The organism is Streptomyces sp. NPDC058637, assembly GCF_042717325.1.
In the GTDB taxonomy this organism is placed as follows: Bacteria; Actinomycetota; Actinomycetes; order Streptomycetales; family Streptomycetaceae; genus Streptomyces.
Window position 1 is genome coordinate 1 of record NZ_JBHXRD010000004.1, and the last position, 22,085, is coordinate 22,085.

20 protein-coding genes and 2 pseudogenes are annotated in these 22,085 nt (G+C 71.8%); 19 read left to right on the forward strand and 3 right to left on the reverse strand.

Annotation, left to right across the window (positions count from 1 at the left end; genetic code table 11):
* Positions 1-132 precede the first annotated feature (132 nt).
* Positions 133-586, reverse strand: a pseudogene (locus ACFWVP_RS05025) (winged helix-turn-helix transcriptional regulator).
* A gap of 103 nt (positions 587-689) precedes the next feature.
* Between ACFWVP_RS05025 and ACFWVP_RS05030 the strand changes: the two are divergent.
* A pseudogene (locus ACFWVP_RS05030) lies at positions 690-1,198 on the forward strand (hypothetical protein).
* 75 nt (positions 1,199-1,273) lie between these two features.
* Positions 1,274-1,843, forward strand: a complete 570-nt coding sequence (locus ACFWVP_RS05035; RefSeq protein ID WP_384493676.1) for a hypothetical protein — start codon at positions 1,274-1,276, stop codon at positions 1,841-1,843.
* Between the two features lie 75 nt (positions 1,844-1,918).
* Here ACFWVP_RS05035 and ACFWVP_RS05040 read toward each other — a convergent pair whose 3' ends face one another.
* Positions 1,919-2,812 (reverse strand): SIS domain-containing protein, encoded by an 894-nt coding sequence (locus tag ACFWVP_RS05040; protein ID WP_384493678.1) that lies wholly within the window; start codon positions 2,810-2,812, stop codon positions 1,919-1,921.
* A 400-nt stretch (positions 2,813-3,212) separates the two neighbouring features.
* Here ACFWVP_RS05040 and ACFWVP_RS05045 point away from each other — a divergent pair, with 400 nt between their 5' ends.
* From ACFWVP_RS05045 to ACFWVP_RS05125, 17 genes are all read left to right on the forward strand, one after another.
* Positions 3,213-4,208: an MBL fold metallo-hydrolase gene (locus tag ACFWVP_RS05045; RefSeq protein ID WP_384493679.1), complete on the forward strand. Its 996-nt coding sequence runs from the start codon at positions 3,213-3,215 to the stop codon at positions 4,206-4,208.
* Positions 4,209-4,289: 81 nt separating this feature from the next.
* Complete coding sequence (locus tag ACFWVP_RS05050; RefSeq protein WP_384493681.1) at positions 4,290-5,708, forward strand: ATP-binding protein; 1,419 nt, start codon at positions 4,290-4,292, stop codon at positions 5,706-5,708.
* Positions 5,705-6,127 (forward strand): roadblock/LC7 domain-containing protein, encoded by a 423-nt coding sequence (locus ACFWVP_RS05055; protein WP_384493683.1) that lies wholly within the window; start codon positions 5,705-5,707, stop codon positions 6,125-6,127. The genes ACFWVP_RS05050 and ACFWVP_RS05055 overlap by 4 nt, the downstream gene beginning before the upstream one ends.
* Positions 6,124-6,477, forward strand: a complete 354-nt coding sequence (locus ACFWVP_RS05060; RefSeq protein ID WP_384493685.1) for a DUF742 domain-containing protein — start codon at positions 6,124-6,126, stop codon at positions 6,475-6,477. Before ACFWVP_RS05055 ends, ACFWVP_RS05060 begins: the two co-directional genes overlap by 4 nt.
* Entirely contained in the window at positions 6,455-7,069 is a 615-nt protein-coding gene (locus ACFWVP_RS05065) for an ATP/GTP-binding protein (RefSeq protein WP_384493687.1), read from the forward strand. The genes ACFWVP_RS05060 and ACFWVP_RS05065 overlap by 23 nt, the downstream gene beginning before the upstream one ends.
* A complete protein-coding gene (locus ACFWVP_RS05070; RefSeq protein WP_384493689.1) occupies positions 7,066-8,355 on the forward strand; it encodes a cytochrome P450 in 1,290 nt (429 codons plus the stop codon). Before ACFWVP_RS05065 ends, ACFWVP_RS05070 begins: the two co-directional genes overlap by 4 nt.
* Positions 8,356-8,430: 75 nt before the next feature.
* On the forward strand, positions 8,431-8,835 hold the full coding sequence (locus ACFWVP_RS05075; protein WP_384493691.1) for a cell division protein SepF: 405 nt from the start codon (positions 8,431-8,433) through the stop codon (positions 8,833-8,835).
* Positions 8,836-8,842: 7 nt separating this feature from the next.
* A complete protein-coding gene (locus tag ACFWVP_RS05080; protein ID WP_384493692.1) occupies positions 8,843-10,099 on the forward strand; it encodes an AAA family ATPase in 1,257 nt (418 codons plus the stop codon).
* Entirely contained in the window at positions 10,096-10,455 is a 360-nt protein-coding gene (locus tag ACFWVP_RS05085; RefSeq protein WP_384493694.1) for a nucleotide pyrophosphohydrolase, read from the forward strand. The genes ACFWVP_RS05080 and ACFWVP_RS05085 overlap by 4 nt, the downstream gene beginning before the upstream one ends.
* A gap of 135 nt (positions 10,456-10,590) precedes the next feature.
* Positions 10,591-11,115, forward strand: coding sequence for a DUF6099 family protein (locus ACFWVP_RS05090; RefSeq protein ID WP_384493696.1), 525 nt, complete (start codon positions 10,591-10,593; stop codon positions 11,113-11,115).
* A 40-nt stretch (positions 11,116-11,155) separates the two neighbouring features.
* On the forward strand, positions 11,156-12,079 hold the full coding sequence (locus tag ACFWVP_RS05095; protein WP_384493697.1) for an LLM class F420-dependent oxidoreductase: 924 nt from the start codon (positions 11,156-11,158) through the stop codon (positions 12,077-12,079).
* Positions 12,080-12,168: 89 nt separating this feature from the next.
* Positions 12,169-13,104, forward strand: a complete 936-nt coding sequence (mmuM, locus tag ACFWVP_RS05100) for a homocysteine S-methyltransferase (RefSeq protein ID WP_384493699.1) — start codon at positions 12,169-12,171, stop codon at positions 13,102-13,104.
* Positions 13,105-13,147: 43 nt separating this feature from the next.
* Positions 13,148-14,644: a 3' terminal RNA ribose 2'-O-methyltransferase Hen1 gene (locus tag ACFWVP_RS05105; protein WP_384493701.1), complete on the forward strand. Its 1,497-nt coding sequence runs from the start codon at positions 13,148-13,150 to the stop codon at positions 14,642-14,644.
* The gene (locus tag ACFWVP_RS05110) at positions 14,641-17,184 is read left to right on the forward strand and encodes a polynucleotide kinase-phosphatase (protein WP_384493702.1); all 2,544 of its coding nucleotides are present in this window, start codon (positions 14,641-14,643) and stop codon (positions 17,182-17,184) included. Before ACFWVP_RS05105 ends, ACFWVP_RS05110 begins: the two co-directional genes overlap by 4 nt.
* A gap of 150 nt (positions 17,185-17,334) precedes the next feature.
* Entirely contained in the window at positions 17,335-18,567 is a 1,233-nt protein-coding gene (locus tag ACFWVP_RS05115; RefSeq protein ID WP_384493703.1) for an arginine deiminase, read from the forward strand.
* 137 nt (positions 18,568-18,704) lie between these two features.
* A complete protein-coding gene (gene argF / locus ACFWVP_RS05120) occupies positions 18,705-19,706 on the forward strand; it encodes an ornithine carbamoyltransferase (protein WP_384493705.1) in 1,002 nt (333 codons plus the stop codon).
* A gap of 251 nt (positions 19,707-19,957) precedes the next feature.
* Positions 19,958-21,448 (forward strand): amino acid permease, encoded by a 1,491-nt coding sequence (locus tag ACFWVP_RS05125; RefSeq protein ID WP_384493707.1) that lies wholly within the window; start codon positions 19,958-19,960, stop codon positions 21,446-21,448.
* Here the strand turns inward: ACFWVP_RS05125 and ACFWVP_RS05130 are convergent.
* Entirely contained in the window at positions 21,399-21,860 is a 462-nt protein-coding gene (locus ACFWVP_RS05130) for an ATP-binding protein (protein WP_384493708.1), read from the reverse strand. The genes ACFWVP_RS05125 and ACFWVP_RS05130 overlap by 50 nt on opposite strands.
* Between the last annotated feature and the right edge of the window lie 225 nt (positions 21,861-22,085).

Consider the following 22,085-nt stretch of genomic DNA (forward strand, 5'->3'; position numbering starts at 1 on the left):
GTGCGGGTTCGGAAGAACCCGCACCACCCGTCGGCCGTTTCCGGCGTGGTGGCGGTCAGTCACCGACACGGAGTACGAGTTCGCCGCGGGTGAGGGCCCGACGTGCCGCGCCGCCTCGGCCGCTTTCTCGCGCTACCGGGTCGGGGCGGCGTCGTGGTCGTGCCGGGACCGCTCCACCTCGCCCAGGTCGGCGGTGGCCCATTCCGACAGGTGGGCGGACAGCGGCGCGGGACTGCGGCCGAGCTCACTGATCTCGTACCCGACCCGGGGCGGGATCTCCGCTTGATTCGTGCGCACGACCAGGCCGTCGCGCTCCAGCTGCCGCAGCCGCTGGGTGAGCACCTTCGGGGTGATCCGGGCGATGCGCCGCTCCAGCTCGCCGAACCGCTGGCGGCCGTAGGCGTGCAGGTGGCCCAGGGTAACGGTGTCGTCCACCGGCTGAAGGGATGTCCACGACCGGGGAGATGGGGCAGGCCTGCTCGGGATCGCCCTGCGCGTGGCCCCCTGCCGGGGAGACCGTGGGGGCTGCCGGATCGGCCACGCGAGTTCCCTTCGGCACAGTCACTTTCCTGTAGGTACCTGCCATACCGACGGTGTCAGCGTCCCCGGTTCGGAGCGGGGGGCACCCTCCTGCGACGTTCCCGCCGTATCGGCGGGGGCAACCACGCGGTGCGACAGGGGAGTTGTTCATGATCGTCGTAACGAATGCAACGGGGAACGTCGGCCGGCCCCTCGTGCGGGCGCCGGCAGGGGCGGGCGAGCGGGTGACGGCGGTGTCCCGAGGGATGCCGGACGCGGCCCTTCCGGACGGTGTCCGCCACCGGCGGGCGGACCTCACCGAGCCGGATGGCCTGCGTGACGTGTTCGACGGCGCCGACGCGCGGGCCCTGTGCGGGACGGGCACGCCGGGAAGGCCTACGAGCGGACCGGCCCCGCCCTCACCACGCCCCGGGAACGGGCCGCGGCGATCGGGTAGGCGCTCGGCGAGCCGGTCCGCTTCGTCGAGCAGACCCGGGAGCAGGCCCGTGCGCAGATGCCGGCGTTCATGCCCGAGCCGGTGGCCGGGACCACCCTCGCGATCCTCGGCGATCCCACCCCGGCGGAGCGGCGCGTCAGCCCCGACATCGAGCGGGTACCGGGCCGCGCGCCGGGTACCTTCGCCGGCCGGGCCCGGCGCAATGCCGTCACGTTCCGGTAGATTCCGCCGCTGTGCCTCCCGGTCCGGCACCGGGGCGACTGGTCACGTACAGGTTCGTCGACCATACTGCCCGCCGTGGAGCAGCGTATAGATTCCAACACGAAACCCGAGTTCGCCGCGGGCACAGACCCGGCGTACATCCCCGGCCTGACGGCCCCTGCACCCGCGCGGACGGAGGGGCAAGCGGAGAAGGCGCCGGAGGACGCCGAGGTGTCCGGCGCGACCGTCGGGGACGACGTGACGGCTGCGGCCGACGACGCCGGGGCGGACGCGGTGCGGGATGCCGAGAAGGCGGACGCGACGCCGGACGCCGAGGAGGAGCCCGCCACCTCCGCGTCGCGCGAGGGTGGCGCCGAGGAGGCGGACGGCCCTGTCTTCGAGGTCAGCGACCGGCGCGGATCCATCAGGGTGGACCGGGACGGTGTCCGGTTCACGCTGGACGACCAGGAGGCGGAGTTCGACTGGGCCGAGATCGGCGCCGTCGAGGTCAAGACGGCCCGCTTCGGGCGCCGGTTCACCGTCACGGTGCACGTGTCGAGCCGCCGGTGGTTCAACGCCGAGGTCGAGGCGGAGGCCCGGAGCAGTCTCAAGGAGTGGGCGGCGGACCTCGACGCGGCGCTGGACGCCTACTTCGAAGAGGACTGATCCGGGATACGGCGCCGTGGCGTGCCGTGTGCCGGGCGGGTGAACCCCGGCACACGGCACGGCTTCGCCGTGCGCTCAGCCGGCGGTGGCCCCGTCGAGCACCACCGACCGGGTGAGATGGCGGGGGAGGTCCGGGTCGAGGCCACGGGCCGCCGCGCGGGCGATCGCCAGCCGCTGGACCCGGACCAGGTCGGCCAGCGGGTCCAGGCCGCTCTCCACCCAGCGGGCGCCGGTCGCCCGCACCTGCTCCGCGAGACCCTTGGGCGCGGGGCCGAACATCCAGGTCGCCGTCCCGGCCGTGGCGATGCTGATGGGGCCGTGGCGGTACTCCATCGCCGGATAGGACTCGGTCCAGGACAGGGACGCCTCCTTCATCTTCAGCGCCGCCTCGTTGGCGAGCCCGACCGTCCAGCCCCGGCCCAGGAAGCTGAACTGGGCGCATTCCAGCAGCCCTTCGGGCAGCGGTTCCGCCAGCGCGGCCTCCGCGTCCCGTACGACGTCCTCGGTGTGCAGCCCGAGATGGGCGCGGAACAGGGTGAGCGCGGTCGTGGCGAACCGCGTCTGCACGACGGACCGTTCGTCGGCGAAGTCCAGGACGACCACCTCGTCGGCCGCCGCCATCACGGCCGTCCGCGGGTCCGCCGTCACCGCGACCGTGCGGGTGGTGCCCCGCAGCCGGGTCAGCAGGTCGAGCACCTCGGTCGTGGTGCCCGACCGGGTCAGGGCCACGACCCGGTCGTACGAGCGGCCGACGGGGAACTCCGACGCGGCGAAGGCGTCCGACTCGCCCTGCCCGGACCCCTCGCGGAGCGAGGCGTAGGCCTGAGCCATGTAGTACGACGTACCGCAGCCGACGACGGCGATGCGCTCACCCGTGGCGGGCAGGACCTCGGACCGGTCGGCGGCGACCTCCGCGGCGCGACGCCAGCACTCGGGCTGGCCGGCTGTCTCGGTTTCGACATGGGACATGTCCGCACTCCGCTTCCGCTGCTGTTCGCACCTGGGCTGGCTGGGTGAAATCGGCACCTGTTTGCTCAATTCTGCATGTTACATGGGTCAATCGAGCAAGAACAAGCATTCGACTCACGTCTTGAGCGTCACAGGGGCGACTGTTTTCAGCCATGCTCAGCGGGTAGTCGGCGTGGTGGGGTTCCGTCGCTTCCGTGCGGGTATCTGTCGTGTGGCTCGGTTCGGGCGGGTGATATCTCGTCATTGTCCGGAAAGCCCTCTCTGTGAGTGCGCCGTGACGACCCCGGACGGTCACCCCCGTGCGACGGGGGGCTGAAGTGAGGGGCGATTTCACGTCAATGGCCACATGAGTTGGCTGAGTTCGAACGCGCGGCCGGATCGTGGTCGGCATAATCGCCCCATGTCGATCACGGGTGGGGCCATCGTCGACCTCCGCACGGACCTGTACGCCTGGCTGCCGCCCAGGCGGGGCTGGGGGCTGGCCAACTGCGGGCTCCTCGTGTCACCGCGCGGCGCGCTGTGGATCGACACCCCGTACGACCCCTTGCTGGCCGGACAGTTCCTGGTCGAGAGCGAGAAGCTGCTGCCCGACGGCGTGAACGTCGACCGGGTGATCGTCACGCACGCCAACGGGGACCACTTCTGGGGTGCCGGGGTGCTGCCGGACGCGGAGATCATCGCGACCCGGGAGGCCAAGGAGCACATGCACTACGAACCCACCCCGCGGCAGCAGCACGCCCTGGTGGCCGACGGAGATCCGGCCACCCCCCTCGGTGCCTACCTGGGCCGACACTTCGGGGACTTCGACTGGTCGGCCACCGAGCCGGTGCACCCGACGACGTACTTCACCGGAGAGCTCGAACTGACCCTGGGCGACTACGCGGTCCAGGTGTCGGCCCTGCCGCCCGCGCACACCACGGGTGACTTGATCGTGTACCTGCCCACACAGCGCACGGTGTTCAGCGGCGACGTCATCTTCTCCTCCACCCCGGAGCAGCCGGGGGACCACCCGGTGCACTGGGCCGGCCCGCTGGACAACGTCATCGACGCCTGCGAGCGCGTACTGGCCACCGGCGCCGAGGTGATCGTGCCCGGCCACGGCCCGGTGCTCGGCCCGGACGGGGTACGGGACCACATCGGCTACCTCTCCTACGTGCGCGAGCGCGCCCATGCCCTCCACGCGGCAGGTGTGCCGGTACCCGAGGCGGCCCGCCGGGTGGTCCGGGAGGGGCGCTACCCCGCACTGGGACTGCCCGAACGGCTGGTGGTGACCATCGGCAGCGAATACCGGCACCTCGACGGCTCGGCGCTCCCCGGTGTCCTGCGGGTGATGTCCGAGGTCGCGGCGTTCGCGCAGGAGACCGAGGCGTCCTGTACGGGCGGTGGACCGGAGTGACGGCTGACCGGAGCGACAGACGGACACCCCGCCGCCCCGCGGTGTGCACACCGTGCCCGACAACAGAGACGCGGTGACGCCGTGCTGGGATGGATCGTCGCCCTGGTCGCCTTCGTGGCGGCGATATGGGCCACCGTACAGACCGACCGGGCCCGGAAGGACGCCTACGGGGCCGCGGCCCGCGCCGAGCTGACCGACCGCCAGCTGAAGGCGGCCGAGGCCCGCACGCTCGCCCTCACCGAGGAGATACGCCAGCTCGGCGAGAAGCGGATCCCCGCCGCGGCGACCGCACTCTCGCACCGGGCCGCACCCGTGCCCGGCCTGCGGGAGGCCGCCGGCATCGAGGGCGAGGCCGCACGCCTGCTGACGGAGGCCGTACAGGCCGCCGGCACGGCTGTCCTGGAGGAACGCCGACGGGTCGACGCGGCGGCCAGGTCGGCCATGCGCGGAACCTCGGCCAAGATCCAGTCGCTGCTCAACCAATCCCAGCACCTGCTGCAGGAACTTCAGCACGAGTACGACGACCCACGGATCCTGCAGCTCGACTTCCGCAACGAGCTGGCCCTGCGCCGCACGCAGGCCACCGCCGTGCTCTGCGACGCCTGGCCCGGACTCGCCCGGCAGAACTCCTCGCTCGTCGAGGTCGTGCTCGGCGCCCAGTCCAGGGTCGCGGGGTACGAGCGGATCAAGGTCGCCAACCATCTGCGCCAGGAACGCCTCGCCCTGGTCGCCCGGGCCGCCGAACCCTTCGCGATCGCGCTCGCGGAGCTGCTGGCCAACGCCGCCGCGTACTCGCACCCGGACACCGAGGTACCGGTGACGGTCCAGCAGACCGCGGGGCGCGGCGCCCTGGTCCTGGTCGACGACGCCGGCATCGGCATGGACGGCGACGCCCTCAAACGGGCCCGCGCGCTCCTGGCCGGACCCGACGAGGTGCTGCTCACCGAGCTGGGGGATCCGCCGCAGACCGGATTCGCCGTGGTGGGGCGGCTCGTCGCACGGTACGGCTTCAGCTGCCACATCGAGTCCTCCCCGTACGGGGGCATGCGCGCGATGCTCCGTATCCCGGCCCATCTGCTGACGGTGATGGACGACGACCGAACCCTGTCCGTGCTCGCGCCGCAGCCCGTGCACGCGCGCGGTGTCGCACCCGCCGGTACGGAGGTCCCCCGGAGCGGCGGTTCAGGGACTCCCGAGCCCGAGGGGACGGCCGGTCCCGCCGCGACCGAGCCCCCGCCGGACGACGTACCGGCCGGTCCCGTCGCAGGGCTTCCCAGCCGGCGCCGCAGGACCCGCCGGGCACCCGCAGCAGCTCCGGCCGCCTCCCGCGAGGAGGCCGACGAGCCCGTGGACCGTACGCCCGAACAGGCCGGGGCCTCCTGGGCGGCCCTTCAGGAAGGCACCCTCAGCGGCAGGAAGGCACCGGGCGGGGACGCGCCCGGCGGAGGCGTCCCCACGCCCCCGGCATCTTCATCGGACGACCAAGGAGACGAGACGTGAGCACCACCCCCACCACCGGTGACCTCGCCTGGGTGCTGACCCCGCTGCTGGAGCTCCCCGGTGTGCAGCACGCCGTGGTCGCCACCGGTGACGGTCTCGTCGAAGGCGCCTCGCCCGGCCTGGACCGCGCGTCCGCCGAGCGGGTCGCGGCGATGACGGCCACCCTGCACGCGTCGGCCCGCGCCTTCACCACCGCATTCACGGAGGCCGAGTCGCCCCGCCTGGCCCAGACGGTCGTGGAGTCCGACCTGGGCTTCGCCATCGTCGTACCCGCGGGCAGGAACACCACCCTGGCCCTGTTCGCGGCCCCCGACGCGCACCTGGGGAACATCGCCTACCAGATGCAGGTGCAGGTCACCGCGCTGACCCGGGCGATGCACGCCCCCACCCGCCAACCGGACGGTGCCGCCCGGCCATGACCCCCGGCCCAGGGCGCCGCCTGATTCCCGCGTACCTCGTCACCGGTGGCAGAACCACCCCCACCGGCCCCGCGCTCGACCGGCTCGCCGTGCTCATCCGTACGGATGGGCAACTGCCGCCGGACACCGGTGCGGAGCAGCGCAGACTGTGTGAACTCCTGGAACCGGGAGCCCTCACCGTCGTCGAGTGCGCCGCGCACCTGGACCTGCCGGTCAGCGCCACGGTCTTCCTGGCCACGGACCTCGTGGCCGCCGGACATCTGCACGCTCGACCACCGATACCCAGTGCCGGTGAGATCGACCGGTCGCTCGTCGAGAGGCTGCTCGTTGGACTCCGTTCCCTCCACTGACCGGGGCGGCATCGGCTATCTGCCGAGTGCCGCCGAGACCCTGATGAAACTCGTCGTCACGGGTCCCTTCGGCGTGGGCAAGACGACCCTGATCCGTACGCTGTCGGAGATCCCGACCCTGCACACGGAAGAGGCGATGACGCAGTCCAGCACGGGACTCGACGACACCGCCGGCCTTCCGGAGAAGACCACGACCACGGTAGCCGTCGACTTCGGCCGGCTGACCGTCCAGGACGACCTGGTGCTGTACATGTTCGGCACCCCCGGGCAGGAACGCTTCTTCCCGCTCTGGGCGGACATCGCGCGCGGCGCGCTCGGCGCCCTCGTCATGGTCGACACCCGCCGTCTGGAGGACTCCTTCTCCGTCATGGACATGGTCGAGGAACAGGGCCTGCCGTACGCCGTCGCCGTGAACCACTTCCCCGACGCCCCCGCCCACACGGACGAGGTGCTGCGCAAGCACCTCGACCTCGACCCACGGACCCCGCTGGTGCAGTGCGACGCACGCGAGCGACGCGGCAGCATCGATGCCCTGATCGCCCTCGCCGAGCACGCGCTGACCTGCCTGCCCCCGTCCCAGGACCCGTCATGACCCTGTCCGCGCCCTCGCCCCACGAGCCGCTCGCCCTGTACGGCCCCGACTTCGCCGCCGATCCGCACGGTCACTACCGCAGGCTGCGGGACCAGGGGCCGCTGGCCCGGGTCCGTGTCGCCCCGGGGATCGACGCGATGCTCGTCACGGACTACCAGGCGGCCGTCGACCTGCTGCGCGACACCGACACCTTCACCAAGGACCCGCGCGCCTGGCAGGCGGGCGTGCCCGCCGACTCACCCGTCCTGCCGGTGCTCGGCCACCGGCCCACCGCGCTGTTCACCGACGGCGCCGTCCACGCCCGTTACCGCGACGCCATCAACGACACCCTGGGCCTCATCGAACCGCACCTGCTGCGGGCCGAGGTCTCCCGGGTCGCCCAGCAGCTCATCGGCGAGTTCTCGGCCACCGGCACCGGTGACCTCATCGCCCAGTACGCCCGCAGGCTTCCCCTGCACGTCTTCACGGCGGCCTTCGGCGTGGCACCGCAGGACAGCCGGCGGATCGTCCTGGGCGTCGCGGGCATGATGGATCCGGCCGGGGGCGCGGCAGCCGCGTACGCCGACCTGGTCGGGGTCGTCACCGGCCTCGTCGCGGACCGCCGGGCCAGGCCCGGCCGCGACCTGACCACCTATCTGCTCGAACATCCGGCCGGCCTCGACGACGACGAGGCCGTGCGTCAGATCACACTCATCTTCAGCGCGGGCCACGACCCGACGACCAACCTGATAGGCAACGCGCTGCTGCGCATGCTCGGCGACACCCGGTACGGGGGCTCCGGCTCCCTGCACGGCGGTGCGACGACCGCGCAGGACGCGATCGCCGAGGTGCTGTGGCGCGACCCGCCGATCGCCAACCTCGGGGCGCACTACCCCCGGCACGACACCGAGTTCCACGGGGTGGCGCTGCGGGCGGGGCAGCTCCTCCTGGTCTCCTTCGCCGCGGCCAACACACAGTCGCTTTCCGCGGGTTCGGACTCCGCCGCGCGGTCCGGCGAGGGCGCCCATCTCGCCTGGTCGACCGGGCCGCACCGCTGCCCGGCGAAGCAGCCCGCCCTGCTGATGGCGATCACCGCGATCGAGCAGCTCACCAGCCAGCTCTGCGACCTGGAACTGGCCGTCGACGCCGCCGACCTGGTCTGGCGGCCCGGACCGTTCCACCGCGCCCCGGCCCACCTTCCGGTCCGTTTCACCCCGCTCGACACGCTCCCCGAACAGGACGTCCGCCGCGCGCGGCAGGATGCCGATCATGCTCCGGTCCGTGTCGGTGGTACGCCGAACGGGTGAGGGGCGAGAGAATTGCCCCATGGACAGCGAGCGCAGCCGGCGCACAGCCAACCGGCATACGGACGGGGTGGTTCTGTGAGCAGGTACGACAGGTACGACAGGTATGACGCCACCGACGAACAGTGGGAAGGGCTCGCCCAGGTCGTACCCCTGAGGGGGCGTAACGAATGGCCGTCCCGGGTCGACCACCGCGCGGCCCCGGCGCAGGAGAGCGCCGAGCAGCGCCGTCTGGTCGTCCTGCGGGTCCAGGTGTTCGCGGACGCCCGCGAGGTGGCCGAGTACCTGGTGGCGCAGATTCCGGTCCTGCTCGACCTGACCGGGGCCGAGAACGACGTGGCCAAGCGGATCCTGGACTTCAGCAGCGGCGTGGTCTTCGGGCTCGGCAGCGGGATGCACCGGGTCGACCGCAACGTCTTCCTGCTCGCCCCGGGGGGCATGGAGGTCGAGGGGGTCACGGCGGCGGGCGTACCTCAATCGTAGGAAGGTTGTGCGGGCGGAACGGTTCGCCGGTCGGGGGCGTGCGTACGGTCCGCTCATGACTGTGATCTCCACGGGGAGCACCACGACGCCGTCCGGTCGCGCGGACCGCCTCGCGGGTCCCGCCGGCCCTGTCCGCCCCGCCCGACCCGCCTGTCCCGTCGTCAGTGAACTCCGGCTCGCCGCCTTCGCCTCGCACCGCCGTGCCGTGATCCCGCTCGGCCCGCTCACCCTGCTCGCGGGGGTCAGCGGAACCGGTAAGTCGACCGCCCTGCGCGCGTACGAGGCGTTGGCGCGGCTGGCCGCCGGTGACCCGCTGGAGGACGTGTTCCCCGATCCGGCGGCCTGGGTGCCCGAACGGGCCGGGGCCGACGCGCAGGGCCGCCGGGGATTCAGGCTGGGCTGCACGGTGGAGGGACCGGCCGGGCCGGTGCGGCTGGACCTGGCCGTCCAGGCCGAGCCCACCCTCCGCATCGTCGGTGAGCGGCTGTCGGACGGCGCCGAGACCCTGCTGAGCACGGCGTTGCGGGATCCGGGCCGGTCGGCCGTCCAGGCGGCCTGGCACACCGCGGGGGCGGTCGCCGTGACCCGGGCCCCGTTCCCCGACGACCGGCTCGGCACGGCGCTGCTGCCGCTGCGGGTGGCGGGCACGACGGACGGGGAGCTGCGGGTGCTGGCCGCCGCCGAGCAGGTGGTGGTGGCCCTGCGGTCGGCCTTCGTCTGCGATCCGCAGCCGCGCGGGATGCGGGCGACGGTGCCGGTCGGTGAAGGGCGGCTGACGTCCAGCTGCGACAACCTCGCCGAGGTGCTGTACCGAACCCACAGTCAGTGCGCGCAGCGGCACGCCCGGCTGGTCGCCAGCGCGCGCACGGGGTGCGCGGGGCAGGTGACCGGGCTGACCGTCGAGCGGCTCGGGGACGGCACGGTGCAGGCCAGGACCGAACGCGGGCCGGGGCACAGCACCCCCCTGGGGCGCCTCGGTGACGGTGAGCTCCGCTATCTGGCCTTCGCCCTCGTTTTGCTGACGGGCCCTCATGTCCTGGTCGTTGACCCGGCGGCGGAGGTGCCTTCGGCGATGCAGGCGCTCACCGTACTGGCCGACGGGTTCGACCGGAGCCTGGACGTCCGGCAGGCGGGGGAGCTGCTCGCGCTGGCCGCGTCGATCTGCGCGTCCGGGCACATGCGTCTGCTGGCGACGGTCACGGAGGCGACCGCGGCGTCCGCCCGTGGGACGGAGGGCGTGACAGTGGTAGACCTGGCACCGTGACGGAACTGGATGTAGCGGGACTGCAGCGGCGGCTGGCCGAATTCGCGGCGGCACGGGACTGGGAGCCCTTCCACACCCCGAAGAACCTGGCTGTCGCGCTGAGCGTCGAGGCGTCCGAACTCGTGGAGATCTTCCAGTGGCTGACGCCGGAACAGTCGGCGCGGGTGATGGAGGACCCCGGCACGGCGCATCGCGTGGCGGACGAGGTCGCGGACGTCCTGGCCTATCTGCTGCAGTTCTGCGAGGTGTTGGGCGTCGACGCGCTGGTCGCGCTGGCCGCGAAGATCGAACGGAATGAGACGCGCTTTCCGGTGCCTGACCGCTCCGATTCACCGGATCGTCACTCTTCGGAGTGATCGACTTATCCACAATCGATTTCCTGTCCACAGATTTCCGATTTCCTCTGGCTTTACGGTGCCGCTCACCTCACTGTGGGTAATGAATGAGGTGAGTGGGTTTCGTACGGATGGTCTCGGCGACGGGGGAGTCACATGGAAGCGGAGCGGCTGATCGAGGCGGGTCGGCGGGCGCTGGCGGAGAGCCGGGGAGCGCCGGCCGTCATGGCGGAGGCGTGGCAGGCGCAGGCGCTCGCCCGTGCGGTCGGCGGGCAGCTGGTGCGGTGCGGGCCGGCGGAGTTACGCACGGAGGCGCGCGGCCTCGGTGAGATCGGCGGTCCCGGTGCCGCGGTGCTCGACCACCCGTTGGTCGCGGCGGGCGGCGTCCGGGCGGCCCAGCTCTCCGAAGTGGCCGTGTTGCCACGGGCTTTGGATGCGCTCGCCCGGCTGCTGGGCGACGCGGGGATCGCCCTGGTCGGTGTCGCCTGCGGCACGGAGGAGGAGGGGCTCTACTGGCAGTGCATCGAGGCGATAGACGCGGTCGACGAGTCGGTGGACCGGGTGCACGGCATGCTGAGACGGCTGGCGGAGCAGGAGCGCGAGCGCGAACCCGACCAGGAGCGTGAAGGTCCGTACGGGGTGATCCGCGGACCGGCGGGGTTCGTGCCCGGTCCGTCGTGAGCGGATGGGGACGGCGGATCCGAAGGTGCAGGATGGAGGCATGGATCTTCGAATCTTCACCGAGCCCCAGCAAGGGGCGAGCTACGACACCCTGCTCACCGTCGCCAAGGCCACCGAGGACCTGGGCTTCGACGCCTTCTACCGGTCCGACCACTATCTGCGCATGGGCGCCGGGGACGGGCTGCCCGGCCCGACCGACGCCTGGATCACGCTGGCCGGACTCGCCCGTGAGACGAAGCGGATCCGCCTCGGCACACTCATGACGGCGGGCACCTTCCGCCTGCCCGGCGTGCTGGCCATCCAGGTGGCGCAGGTCGACCAGATGTCGGGCGGCCGGATCGAGCTGGGCCTGGGCGCGGGCTGGTTCGAGGAGGAGCACAAGGCGTACGGCATTCCGTTCCCGAAGGAGAAGTTCGGCCGCCTGGAGGAGCAGCTGGCGATCGTCACCGGCCTGTGGGAGACCGAGACCGGCAAGACCTTCAGTTACGACGGCACGTACTACCAGCTGACCGACTCGCCCGCACTGCCCAAGCCGGCCCAGGCCAAGGTGCCGGTCCTGATCGGCGGGCACGGCGCGGTCCGTACCCCGCGGCTGGCCGCACGGTACGCGGACGAGTTCAACATCCCCTTCGCGTCGATCGAGGACAGCGAGAAGCAGTTCGGCCGGGTCAGGGAGGCGGCGAGGGCGGTCGGCCGGGCACCGGAGGACCTGGTGTACTCCAACGCCCTGGTGGTCTGCGTCGGCCGGACCGACGCGGAGGTCGCCCGGCGCGCGTCCGCCATCGGCCGGGACGTGGAGGACCTGAAGGCGAACGGGCTGGCGGGCTCACCCGACGAGGTGGTCGACAAGATCGGCCGGTACGCCGCGATCGGCGCGTCCCGGGTCTACCTCCAGGTCCTGGACCTGGATGACCTGGAGCATCTGGAACTCATCTCGTCGCAGGTCCAGTCCCAGTTGAGCTGAGCAGAATCGCGGTGCGCTGCACCGCACCGACCCGAACCGACTCGGGCCGAGCCGACCCGGGTTCGGCCGTCGTGAAGACAGGAGCTGCTGTGCGATCCGTCCGAAACCCCGGCGTCCCGCCCGGCCGTCCGCTCGGTGACGCGCTCGCCGAGGGGACCGTCGTGCTGGACGGCGGTCTCTCCAACCAGCTGAGGGCGCAGGGGTGCGATCTGTCCGACGCGCTGTGGTCGGCCCGGCTCCTGGCCGACGCGCCGGAACAGATCGAGGCCGCCCACACGGCCTATGTGAGGGCGGGCGCACAGGTGCTCATCACCGCCAGCTACCAGGCGACATTCGAGGGATTCGGGCGGCGAGGCATCGGGCGGGACCGGGCAGCGGAGCTGATCGCCGGCAGCGTGGGACTGGCCCGCCGGGCCGGCGCGGTGACCGGGCGGGAGATCTGGGTCGCCGCGTCGGTCGGCCCGTACGGGGCGATGCTCGCGGACGGCAGCGAGTACCGAGGCCGCTACGGGCTGACCGGCCGGGAGCTGGAGCGCTTCCACCGGCCCAGGGTGGAGGCACTGGTGGCGGCGGACCCCGATGTGCTCGCCCTGGAGACGGTGCCCGACATCGACGAGGCCGAGGCGCTGCTGCGGGTGGTCCGGGAATTCCAGGTGCCCGTCTGGCTCTCGTACACCGTGGCCGGGGACCGGACCAGGGCCGGACAGCCGCTGGAGGAGGCGTTCGCCGTGGCGGCCGGAGCCGACCAGGTCGTGGCCGTCGGGGTCAACTGCTGCGATCCCGCCGAAGCGGACCGTGCGGTGGAGGTGGCGGCGGCCGTGGCGGGGAAACCCGTGGTCGTCTATCCGAACAGCGGCGAGGAGTGGGACGCGGAGCGACGGGGATGGACCGGGCAGGGCACCTTCGATCCGGGGCGGGTGCGGGACTGGCAGCGGGCCGGGGCACGGCTGGTCGGGGGCTGCTGCCGGGTCGGCCCGTCCGAGATCGCCGGACTGGCCGCGATGCGAGAGCCGACCGGGCCATGAAAATGCCTGGTGGGGGGTGGGACGCGAGGCCATACTCGGACGGGTGTTCCTGACTATCAGCACGACCGGCACCCCTGAGCGTCCCGCCACCGATCTCGGCTTCCTGCTGCACAAGCATCCCGAGAAGGCGCAGACGTTCTCCACCTCGCACGGCACCGCGCACGTCTTCTACCCCGAGGCGTCCGCGGAGCGTTGCACGGCCGCGCTGCTGCTGGAGGTGGATCCGGTGGCGCTGGTGCGGCGGGGCAAGGGCAAGGGCCGGGGCGGCGCGCCGGACGCGGCGCTCGCGCAGTACGTCAACGACCGGCCCTACGCGGCATCGTCCCTGCTCTCGGTCGCGATGACGACGGTCTTCAAGTCCGCGCTCAACGGGGCCTGCCGGGCCATGCCGGAGCGGGCGCGGGAGCCCCTGCCGCTGCGCGTCGAAGTGCCCGCCCTGCCGGCCCGCGGGGGCGCCGAGCTCGTCCACCAGCTCTTCGGCCCGCTCGGCTGGTCGCGGGTGGAGGCCGTGGCCGTACCCCTGGACGAGCGGTTCCCCGAGTGGGGCGACTCGCGTTACGTACGGCTCGTGCTGGAGGGGGAGCTGAGGCTCGCCGACGCGCTGCGCCAGCTGTATGTGCTGCTCCCGGTGCTCGACGACGCCAAGCACTACTGGGTGGCGCCCGACGAAGTGGACAAGCTGCTCCGCGCCGGTGAGGGCTGGCTCGCCGACCACCCCGAGCAGAAGCTCATCACCAGCCGCTATCTCTCGCGCCGTTGGGGGCTGACCCGGCAGGCGATGGAGCGGCTGGAGCTCGTGCGGCTGGCCGAGTCGGACGACCTGGAGGTGGAGAGCGTCGACAACGCCGTGGACGAGACCACCGACACCGAGGAGAGGCCCGTGCCGCTCGCCGAGCAGCGCCGTGCGGCGATCCTGGAGGCACTGCGCGCCGCCGGGGCGAGCAGGGTGCTCGACCTGGGCTGCGGACAGGGCCAGTTGGTGCAGGCGCTGCTCAAGGACGTCCGCTTCACCGAGATCGTCGGTGTCGACGTGTCGATGCGCGCCCTCACCATCGCCTCGCGACGGCTGAAGCTGGACCGGATGGGCGAGCGGCAGGCAGCGCGGGTCACCCTCCGGCAGGGTGCCCTCACCTACACGGACAAGCAGCTGAAGGGGTACGACGCCGCGGTGCTCAGCGAGGTGATCGAGCACCTCGACCTGCCGCGGCTCCCGGCCCTGGAGTACGCGGTGTTCGGCTCGGCCCGACCGCAGACCGTTCTCGTGACCACGCCGAACGTCGAGTACAACGTCCGCTGGGACACCCTCCCGGCCGGACACGTACGCCACGGCGACCACCGCTTCGAGTGGACCAGGGAGGAATTCCGGGTCTGGGCGGGGCAGGTGGCCGCACGCCACGGCTACGCGGTGACGTACGTGCCGGTGGGGCCGGACGACCCGGAGGTGGGACCGCCCACCCAGATGGCCGTCTTCACTATGACCACGGCGGACGATGCGTCCGGCGGGACCGACGACACGACGAAGGAGACGAAGGCCGCGTGACCAGTACCTCTCGCACCCTGCCGGTGACCGACCTGTCCCTCGTGGTGCTCATCGGCGCCAGCGGTTCCGGCAAGTCCACCTTCGCCCGCAAGCACTTCAAGCCCACCGAGATCGTCTCGTCCGACTTCTGCCGCGGCCTCGTCGCCGACGACGAGAACGACCAGGGCGCCAGCGGTGACGCCTTCGACGTCCTGCACTACATCGCGGGCAAGCGGCTCGCCGCCGGACGGCTCACGGTCGTCGACGCCACCAACGTGCAGGCGGAGAGCCGCAAGAAGCTCGTCCAGCTGGCCCGGGAGTACGACGTACTGCCCATCGCCGTCGTGCTGGACCTGCCCGAGGAGGTCTGCCTCGCGCGCAACGCCGGACGCCCCGACCGCGCCGGCATGCCCCGCCATGTCGTCGCACGCCACCGCCGAGAGCTCCGCCGCTCGCTGCGCGGACTGGAGCGCGAAGGCTTCCGCAAGGTGCACATCCTGCGCACCGAGGAGGAGGCGGACAGTGCCGAAGTCGTCCTGGAACGCCGCTACAACGACCTGAGACACCTCTCCGGCCCCTTCGACATCATCGGCGACATCCACGGCTGCAGCTCCGAGCTGGAGTCCCTGCTCGGCAAGCTCGGTTACACCGACGGCACGCACCCGGACGGGCGCACCGCGGTGTTCGTCGGCGACCTCGTCGACCGCGGGCCCGACAGTCCCGGCGTGCTGCGCCGTGTGATGTCCATGGTGGCCGCGGGCAACGCCCTGTGCGTCCCCGGCAACCACGAGAACAAGCTCGGCCGCTACCTCAAGGGGAGGAAGGTGCAGGTCAGGTACGGCCTCGCCGAGACAATCGAGCAGCTGGAGCGGGTCGACGCCGAGGACCCGGACTTCCGCGAGCGGGTCAAGGAGTTCATCGACGGGCTGGTCAGCCACTACGTCCTGGACGACGGCAAGCTGGTCGTCTGCCACGCCGGCCTGCCCGAGAAGTACCACGGGCGCACCTCCGGCCGGGTCCGTTCGCACGCGCTGTACGGGGACACGACCGGCGAGACCGACGAGTTCGGGCTGCCCGTGCGCTATCCGTGGGCGGAGGACTACCGCGGCCGTGCCGCCGTGGTCTACGGCCACACGCCGGTCCCCACCACCTCCTGGGTCAACAACACCCTCTGCCTGGACACCGGAGCGGTCTTCGGCGGCAGGATGACCGCGCTGCGCTGGCCCGAGCGCGAGATCGTCGACGTACCGGCCGAGAAGGTCTGGTACGAGCCGGCGAGGCCCCTGACGACCGAGGCGCCCGGGGGCCGGGAGGGCCGTCCGCTGGACCTCGCCGACGTGCAGGGCCGCCGGATCGTGGAGACCCGGCAGATGGGCCGCGTCGCGGTGCGCGAGGAGAACGCGGCGGCCGCGCTCGAAGTCATGAGCCGCTTCGCCGTCGACCCGAGACTGCTGGCCTACCTCCCGCCCACCATGGCCCCGACGGCGACCTCGCGAGAGGAGGGCTTCCTGGAGCACCCGGCCGAGGCCTTCGCCCAGTACCGGACGGACGGGGTCGCCAAGGTCGTCTGCGAGGAGAAGCACATGGGCTCGCGCGCGGTGGCACTGGTGTGCCGCGACGCGGACACGGCCCGTGAGCGCTTCGGGACCGACGGCCCCACCGGCGCCCTGCACACCCGCACGGGGCGGCCGTTCCTGGACGACGCGGCGCTCACCGAGGTGATCCTCGGCAGGCTCCGTACGGCCGTCACCGCCGCCGGACTGTGGGAGGAGTGGGACACCGACTGGGTGCTGCTGGACGCCGAGCTCATGCCCTGGTCCCTGAAGGCGGCCGGGCTGCTGCGCTCGCAGTACGCGGCGGTCGGCGCCGCGTCGGGTGCGGTGCTGCCCGTGGCCGGTGACGCCCTGGCCGCGGCGGAGGCCCGCGGTGTGGACGTCGGCGCGCTCGCGGGCCGTCAGCGGGAGCGTGCCGCGGACGCCGCCGCGTTCACCGAGGCGTACCGCCGCTACTGCTGGAGCACCGAGGGGCTCGACGGGGTGCGGCTCGCACCCTTCCAGATCCTCGCCGTGCGGGGGCGTTCGCTCGCCTCCGTACCGCACGACGAGCAGCTCGCCTGGCTGGACCGCCTCGTCGAGCACGACCCGACCGGCCTGCTCCAGGTCACCCGGCGCCTCGTCGTCGACACCGGCGACGACGCCTCCGTGCGCGCCGGCGTCGACTGGTGGCTGGAGATGACCGGGCGCGGCGGTGAGGGCATGGTCGTCAAGCCGCTCGGCGCACTGGTGCGGGACGAGAAGGGCAGACTCGTCCAGCCGGGCATCAAGGTGCGCGGCCGGGAGTACCTGCGGATCATCTACGGCCCCGAGTACACGCGCCCGGAGAACCTGGACCGGCTGCGTGGACGGTTCCTCGGCCACAAGCGGTCGCTGGCCCTGCGCGAGTACGCCCTCGGCCTGGAGGCGCTGGACCGGCTGGCCGAGGGGGAGCCGCTGTGGCGGATCCACGAGGCGGTCTTCGCGGTGCTCGCCCTGGAGTCGGAGCCGGTCGACCCCCGGCTCTGACCCCCGGCTCTGATCCCCGGCTCCGGTCCCGGGCTCTGATCCCGGTCCTGGTTCCCGCCCGACGGGAATCGGGATGACGGACATCGGGATGACGGGAATCGGTGGGCGGTTCGCAGGGTGAACGGTGCTCCGCGTGGTGAGGATGGATACATGGGATTCCATGTCGACTCCGAGGCCGGGCGGCTCCGCCGCGTCATCCTGCACCGCCCCGATCTGGAGCTGAAGCGGCTCACCCCCAGCAACAAGGACGCGCTCCTGTTCGACGACCTGCTGTGGGTGCGCCGCGCCAGGGAGGAGCACGACGGTTTCGCCGACGTGCTGCGCGACCGGGGCGTGGAGGTCCATCTCTTCGGTGATCTGCTCCGGGAATCCCTCGACATCCCGGTGGCGCGGCGGCTGGTCCTCGACCGGGTCTTCGAGGAGAAGGAGTACGGCCCGCTCGCCACCGAGCATCTGCGGGCCGCCTTCGAGGAGCTGTCCACCGCCGAGCTGACCGAGGCACTGGTCGGCGGGATGACCAAGCGGGAGTTCCTGGAGCGGCACGCCGAGCCGATCTCCGTCCGCTTCCACGTCATGGACCTGGACGACTTCCTCCTCAACCCGCTGCCCAACCACCTCTTCACCCGGGACACCTCGGCGTGGATCTACGACGGGGTGTCGATCAACGCGATGCGCTGGCCGGCCAGACAGCGCGAGACCGTGCACTTCGAGGCGATCTACCGGCACCACCCGCTGTTCACGGGCGCGGAGGCGGGCCCCTTCCACCACTGGTCGGAAGGCCAGCACGATTACCCGTCCACCATCGAGGGCGGCGACGTCCTCGTCATCGGCCGGGGCGCGGTCCTGATCGGGATGAGCGAACGCACCACCCCGCAGGCCGTCGAGATGCTGGCCAGGGGCCTCTTCGACGCCGGCTCGGCCCGCACGATCGTGGCGCTCGACATGCCCAAGCGCCGCGCGTTCATGCACCTCGACACGGTGATGACGATGATCGACGGGGACACGTTCACGCAGTACGCCGGACTCGGGATGCTCCGCTCCTACACGATCGAGCCCGGCAGAGGCCCCCGCGAGCTGAAGGTCACCGACCATCCGCCCGAGCACATGCACCGGGCCATCGCCGCCGCGCTCGGCCTCGACGCGATCCGGGTCCTCACCGCCACCCAGGACGTCCACGCCGCCGAGCGCGAGCAGTGGGACGACGGATGCAACGTGCTCGCCGTGGAGCCGGGCGTCGTGGTGGCGTACGAGCGCAACGCCACCACGAACACCCATCTGCGCAAGCAGGGCATCGAGGTCATAGAGATCCGCGGCAGCGAACTGGGCCGGGGCCGGGGCGGTCCGCGCTGCATGAGCTGTCCGGTGGTGCGCGACCCGGTGTGAGCGGCCCCCGTGCTCCCGTGCCGGTGGTGGATTCCCGGGGGTTCCCGCAACAGGCGTCTGTATAGCGATGCAAGGTCTCGTATAGACTTCCAGGGTCTCTGTACGCATGCCCGCAGCACGACCCAGGAGCAGTCACCATGGCCATAGACCTCGTAGGCCGCCACTTCCTCAAGGAGCTGGATTTCACGGCCGAGGAGTTCCGCGGCCTGATCGCCCTGTCGGCAGAGCTCAAGGCCGCGAAGAAGGCCGGCGAGGAGGAGCGGCGGCTGACCGGCAAGAACATCGCGCTGATCTTCGAGAAGACCTCCACCCGCACCCGCTGCGCCTTCGAGGTGGCCGCCGCCGACCAGGGGGCGTCCACGACGTACCTCGATCCCTCCGGTTCCCAGATGGGGCACAAGGAGTCGGTGAAGGACACGGCGCGGGTGCTGGGCCGGATGTTCGACGGTATCGAGTACCGGGGTGACAGCCAGGAGACCGTCGAGGAGCTGGCGGAATACGGCGGGGTCCCCGTCTTCAACGGCCTCACGGACGACTGGCACCCGACCCAGATGCTCGCGGACATCCTCACGATGACCGAGCACAGCGAGAAGCCGCTGGAGGAGCTCGTCTTCGCCTACCTCGGCGACGCCCGCTTCAACATGGGCAACTCCTACCTGATCACGGGTGCGCTGCTCGGCATGGACGTCCGGATCGTCGCGCCCACGGCCTACTGGCCGGCCCGGGAGATCGTGGACCGGGCCGACGAGCTCGCCCGGTCGAGCGGTGCGCGGATCACCCTCACCGAGGACGTCTCCGAGGGCGTCCTGGGCGCCGACTTCGTCGCCACCGACGTCTGGGTCTCCATGGGGGAGCCCAAGGAGGTGTGGGACGAGCGCATCACCGCCCTCGCGGGCTACGCCGTGACCATGGACGTCCTTCGCGCCACCGGCAACGACGCCGTGAAGTTCCTGCACTGCCTCCCGGCCTTCCATGACCTCGGCACGAAGGTGGGCCGCGACATCCACGCGCGGCACGGACTGACGGCGCTGGAGGTCACCGACGAGGTCTTCGAGTCCGCGCACTCCGTGGTCTTCGACGAGGCGGAGAACCGGATGCACACCATCAAGGCCGTCCTCGTGGCCACCATGGCCGGGTGAGCGGTCACTACGGCCGGTGAGCGGCGACGGGGGCCGACGCGGGGCGGAACGTATGGTCATGCACCCGATTGGGTGAGTATGCGCACGAGTGGCTATCATGGTGCCGCTTGGTGGGGTTCGGGCTCGCACGCTCGAACCCCTTTTCCGTGCGTGCGGGCCTCTGGTCCGCGCAGGCCGCAGCCCCCCACGGGCGGGCCCCGCCCCCCACGGGCTCCCCGCACACGCCCCACCAGAGAAGAGAACGTCCCCCCATGAGTCCGGCCCCCCACGCCCCGGCCCCCCGCACCCCGGCGAAGCCGTCGTACGCGACACGGGCGCGCGTCAAGAGCCCCGAGCTGCTGGTCGCCGAGTCCGGCGCCGACCTGGAAGGCCACGGCCTGCGGCGCACCATGGGGCTGTTCCAGCTCGTGTGCTTCGGCGTCGGCGCGATCGTCGGCACCGGGATCTTCGTCGGCCTGTCCGACAGCGTCGCCGAGGCGGGTCCCGCCGTGGTGGTCTCCTACGTCCTCGCCGCGATCACCTGCGTCTTCACCGCCTTCTCCTTCGCCGAGCTCGGCGGCGCCGTCCCGGTGTCCGGCAGCTCCTACTCCTTCGCCTACGCCACGCTCGGCGAGCGCGTCGCGTTCCTCGTCGGCTGGTGCCTGCTGCTGGAGTACGGCGTGTCCGTCTCCGCGGTCGCCGTCGGCTGGAGCCAGTACGTCAACGAGCTGCTGGACAGCCTCGTCGGCTGGGAACTGCCCGCGGCGGTCTCGTCCGGACCCGCCGACGGAGGAGTGATCAACCTCCCGGCCGTCGTGGTGATCATGATGGCCGCCACGCTGCTGGTACGCGGGATCAGGGAGAGCGCGGGTGCCACGGCGGCGATGGCCGTCCTGAAGATCGGCATCCTCGTCGCGTTCTGCGCGATCGCCTTCACCGCGTTCGAGGACGGGAACCTCTCGCCGTTCGCCACCCACGGCATGGCCGGGGTCACCGCCGGAGCGTCGGTGGCCTTCTTCTCGTACATCGGCTTCGACGCCATCACCACCGCGGGCGAGGAGGTCAAGAACCCCCGGCGGAACATCCCCGTCGCGATCATGATCTGCATCGGCATCGTCACCCTGCTCTACTGCGCGGTCGCCCTCGGGGCCATCGGCGCGATCGGCGCGGACGCCGTGTCCGACAGGCCGGCCGCGCTCTCGCTGGTCGTCGACCAGGTCACCGACTCGGCCGTGGGCGGAGGGATCATCGCGTTCGGCGCGGTCGTCGCGATCGCGTCCGTGGTGCTCGCGGTGATGTACGGCCAGACCCGGATCCTGATGTCGATGTCCCGCGACGGGCTGATCCCGCGGGTCTTCGAGCGCGTCTCACCGCGGACCCGTACCCCTGTGGCCAACACCTGGATCGTGGCGGCGCTCTTCGCGCTGCCCGCCGCCTTCTCGTCCCTCGACGTCGTCGTTAATTTGACGACCATCGGGACCCTCGCCGTCATGGCGGTCGTGAACATCGCGGTGATCGCGCTGCGCCGCCGCAACCCGGAGCTGAAGCGCTCCTTCCGGGTGCCGCTCTATCCGCTCAGCCCGGTGCTGGGCGTCGCGTTCTGCCTGTACCTGATGTACGGGACCGGCTGGACGACCTGGCTGCAGTTCGTGGTCTTCCTGGCCGTCGGCGCGCTCGTCTACGCCGGTTACGGGCGCAGCAGGTCGCGGCTGGTCAGCTCCCCGGGGACGGGCCCGGCTGCTTCGGGACCGAAGGAAGGGTGAACCAGACCGCCTTGCCGTGCTCCGTGGCGCGGTGACCGCACGCCGAGCTGAGGGTGCGGATCAGGAGCAGGCCGCGGCCGTGCTCCTGCCAGGGGTCGGCCTGGCTGCCGGGGCCGGGGCGGGACAGGTCGCCGGGCGGGCCCGGGTCGTGGTCGTGGACCTCAACCTGGCAGCCGGTCGCCATCAGCTCGACCACCAGCTCGATGGGCCCGGCGCCGTTCGTGTGCTCCACGGCGTTCGCGACCAGCTCGGCGGTGAGGAGCTCGGCGGTATCGCTGTCCGCCGGCGCCTCGATGTCCGCCAGCGCCGTCCTTATGAGGGCGCGGGCGATCGGCACCGCGGCCGTGGAGTGCGGCAGGGCGATGCGCCAGGAGGCGGGTGCGGGCGGGGGGGCGGGGGCGTCGGGGGGCAAGGCGGGTTTCCGTTCGGGAGCGGGACTTCCTGTACGGGACTCGTGTTCCGGGCCCGCGGTTCCCGGGCCCCTGTTCCAGGGCCGGTGTTCCGGGACCGCGGTAGCGGGGGGACGGCTGCACCAGGAGTTCCGTATCGGGACTTCCTGCGTTCAACCATACGAAGTGCAGCGCCTCAGACATAGAGGCGGCCGACCGGTACAAAGGGGACCTTCGCCACACCGGTC

Excerpts from the sequence above, each read along its gene's own strand:
- ACFWVP_RS05060 (WP_384493685.1), top strand. The coding sequence starts at position 6,124 with ATGACCCCCGGCCCAGGGCGCCGCCTGATTCCCGCGTACCTCGTCACC.
- ACFWVP_RS05090 (WP_384493696.1), top strand. The coding sequence starts at position 10,591 with ATGGAAGCGGAGCGGCTGATCGAGGCGGGTCGGCGGGCGCTGGCGGAG.
- ACFWVP_RS05045 (WP_384493679.1), top strand. The coding sequence starts at position 3,213 with ATGTCGATCACGGGTGGGGCCATCGTCGACCTCCGCACGGACCTGTAC.
- ACFWVP_RS05125 (WP_384493707.1), top strand. The coding sequence starts at position 19,958 with ATGAGTCCGGCCCCCCACGCCCCGGCCCCCCGCACCCCGGCGAAGCCG.
- argF (WP_384493705.1), top strand. The coding sequence starts at position 18,705 with ATGGCCATAGACCTCGTAGGCCGCCACTTCCTCAAGGAGCTGGATTTC.
- ACFWVP_RS05040 (WP_384493678.1), bottom strand. The coding sequence starts at position 2,812 with ATGTCCCATGTCGAAACCGAGACAGCCGGCCAGCCCGAGTGCTGGCGT.
- ACFWVP_RS05115 (WP_384493703.1), top strand. The coding sequence starts at position 17,335 with ATGGGATTCCATGTCGACTCCGAGGCCGGGCGGCTCCGCCGCGTCATC.
- ACFWVP_RS05070 (WP_384493689.1), top strand. The coding sequence starts at position 7,066 with ATGACCCTGTCCGCGCCCTCGCCCCACGAGCCGCTCGCCCTGTACGGC.
- ACFWVP_RS05095 (WP_384493697.1), top strand. The coding sequence starts at position 11,156 with ATGGATCTTCGAATCTTCACCGAGCCCCAGCAAGGGGCGAGCTACGAC.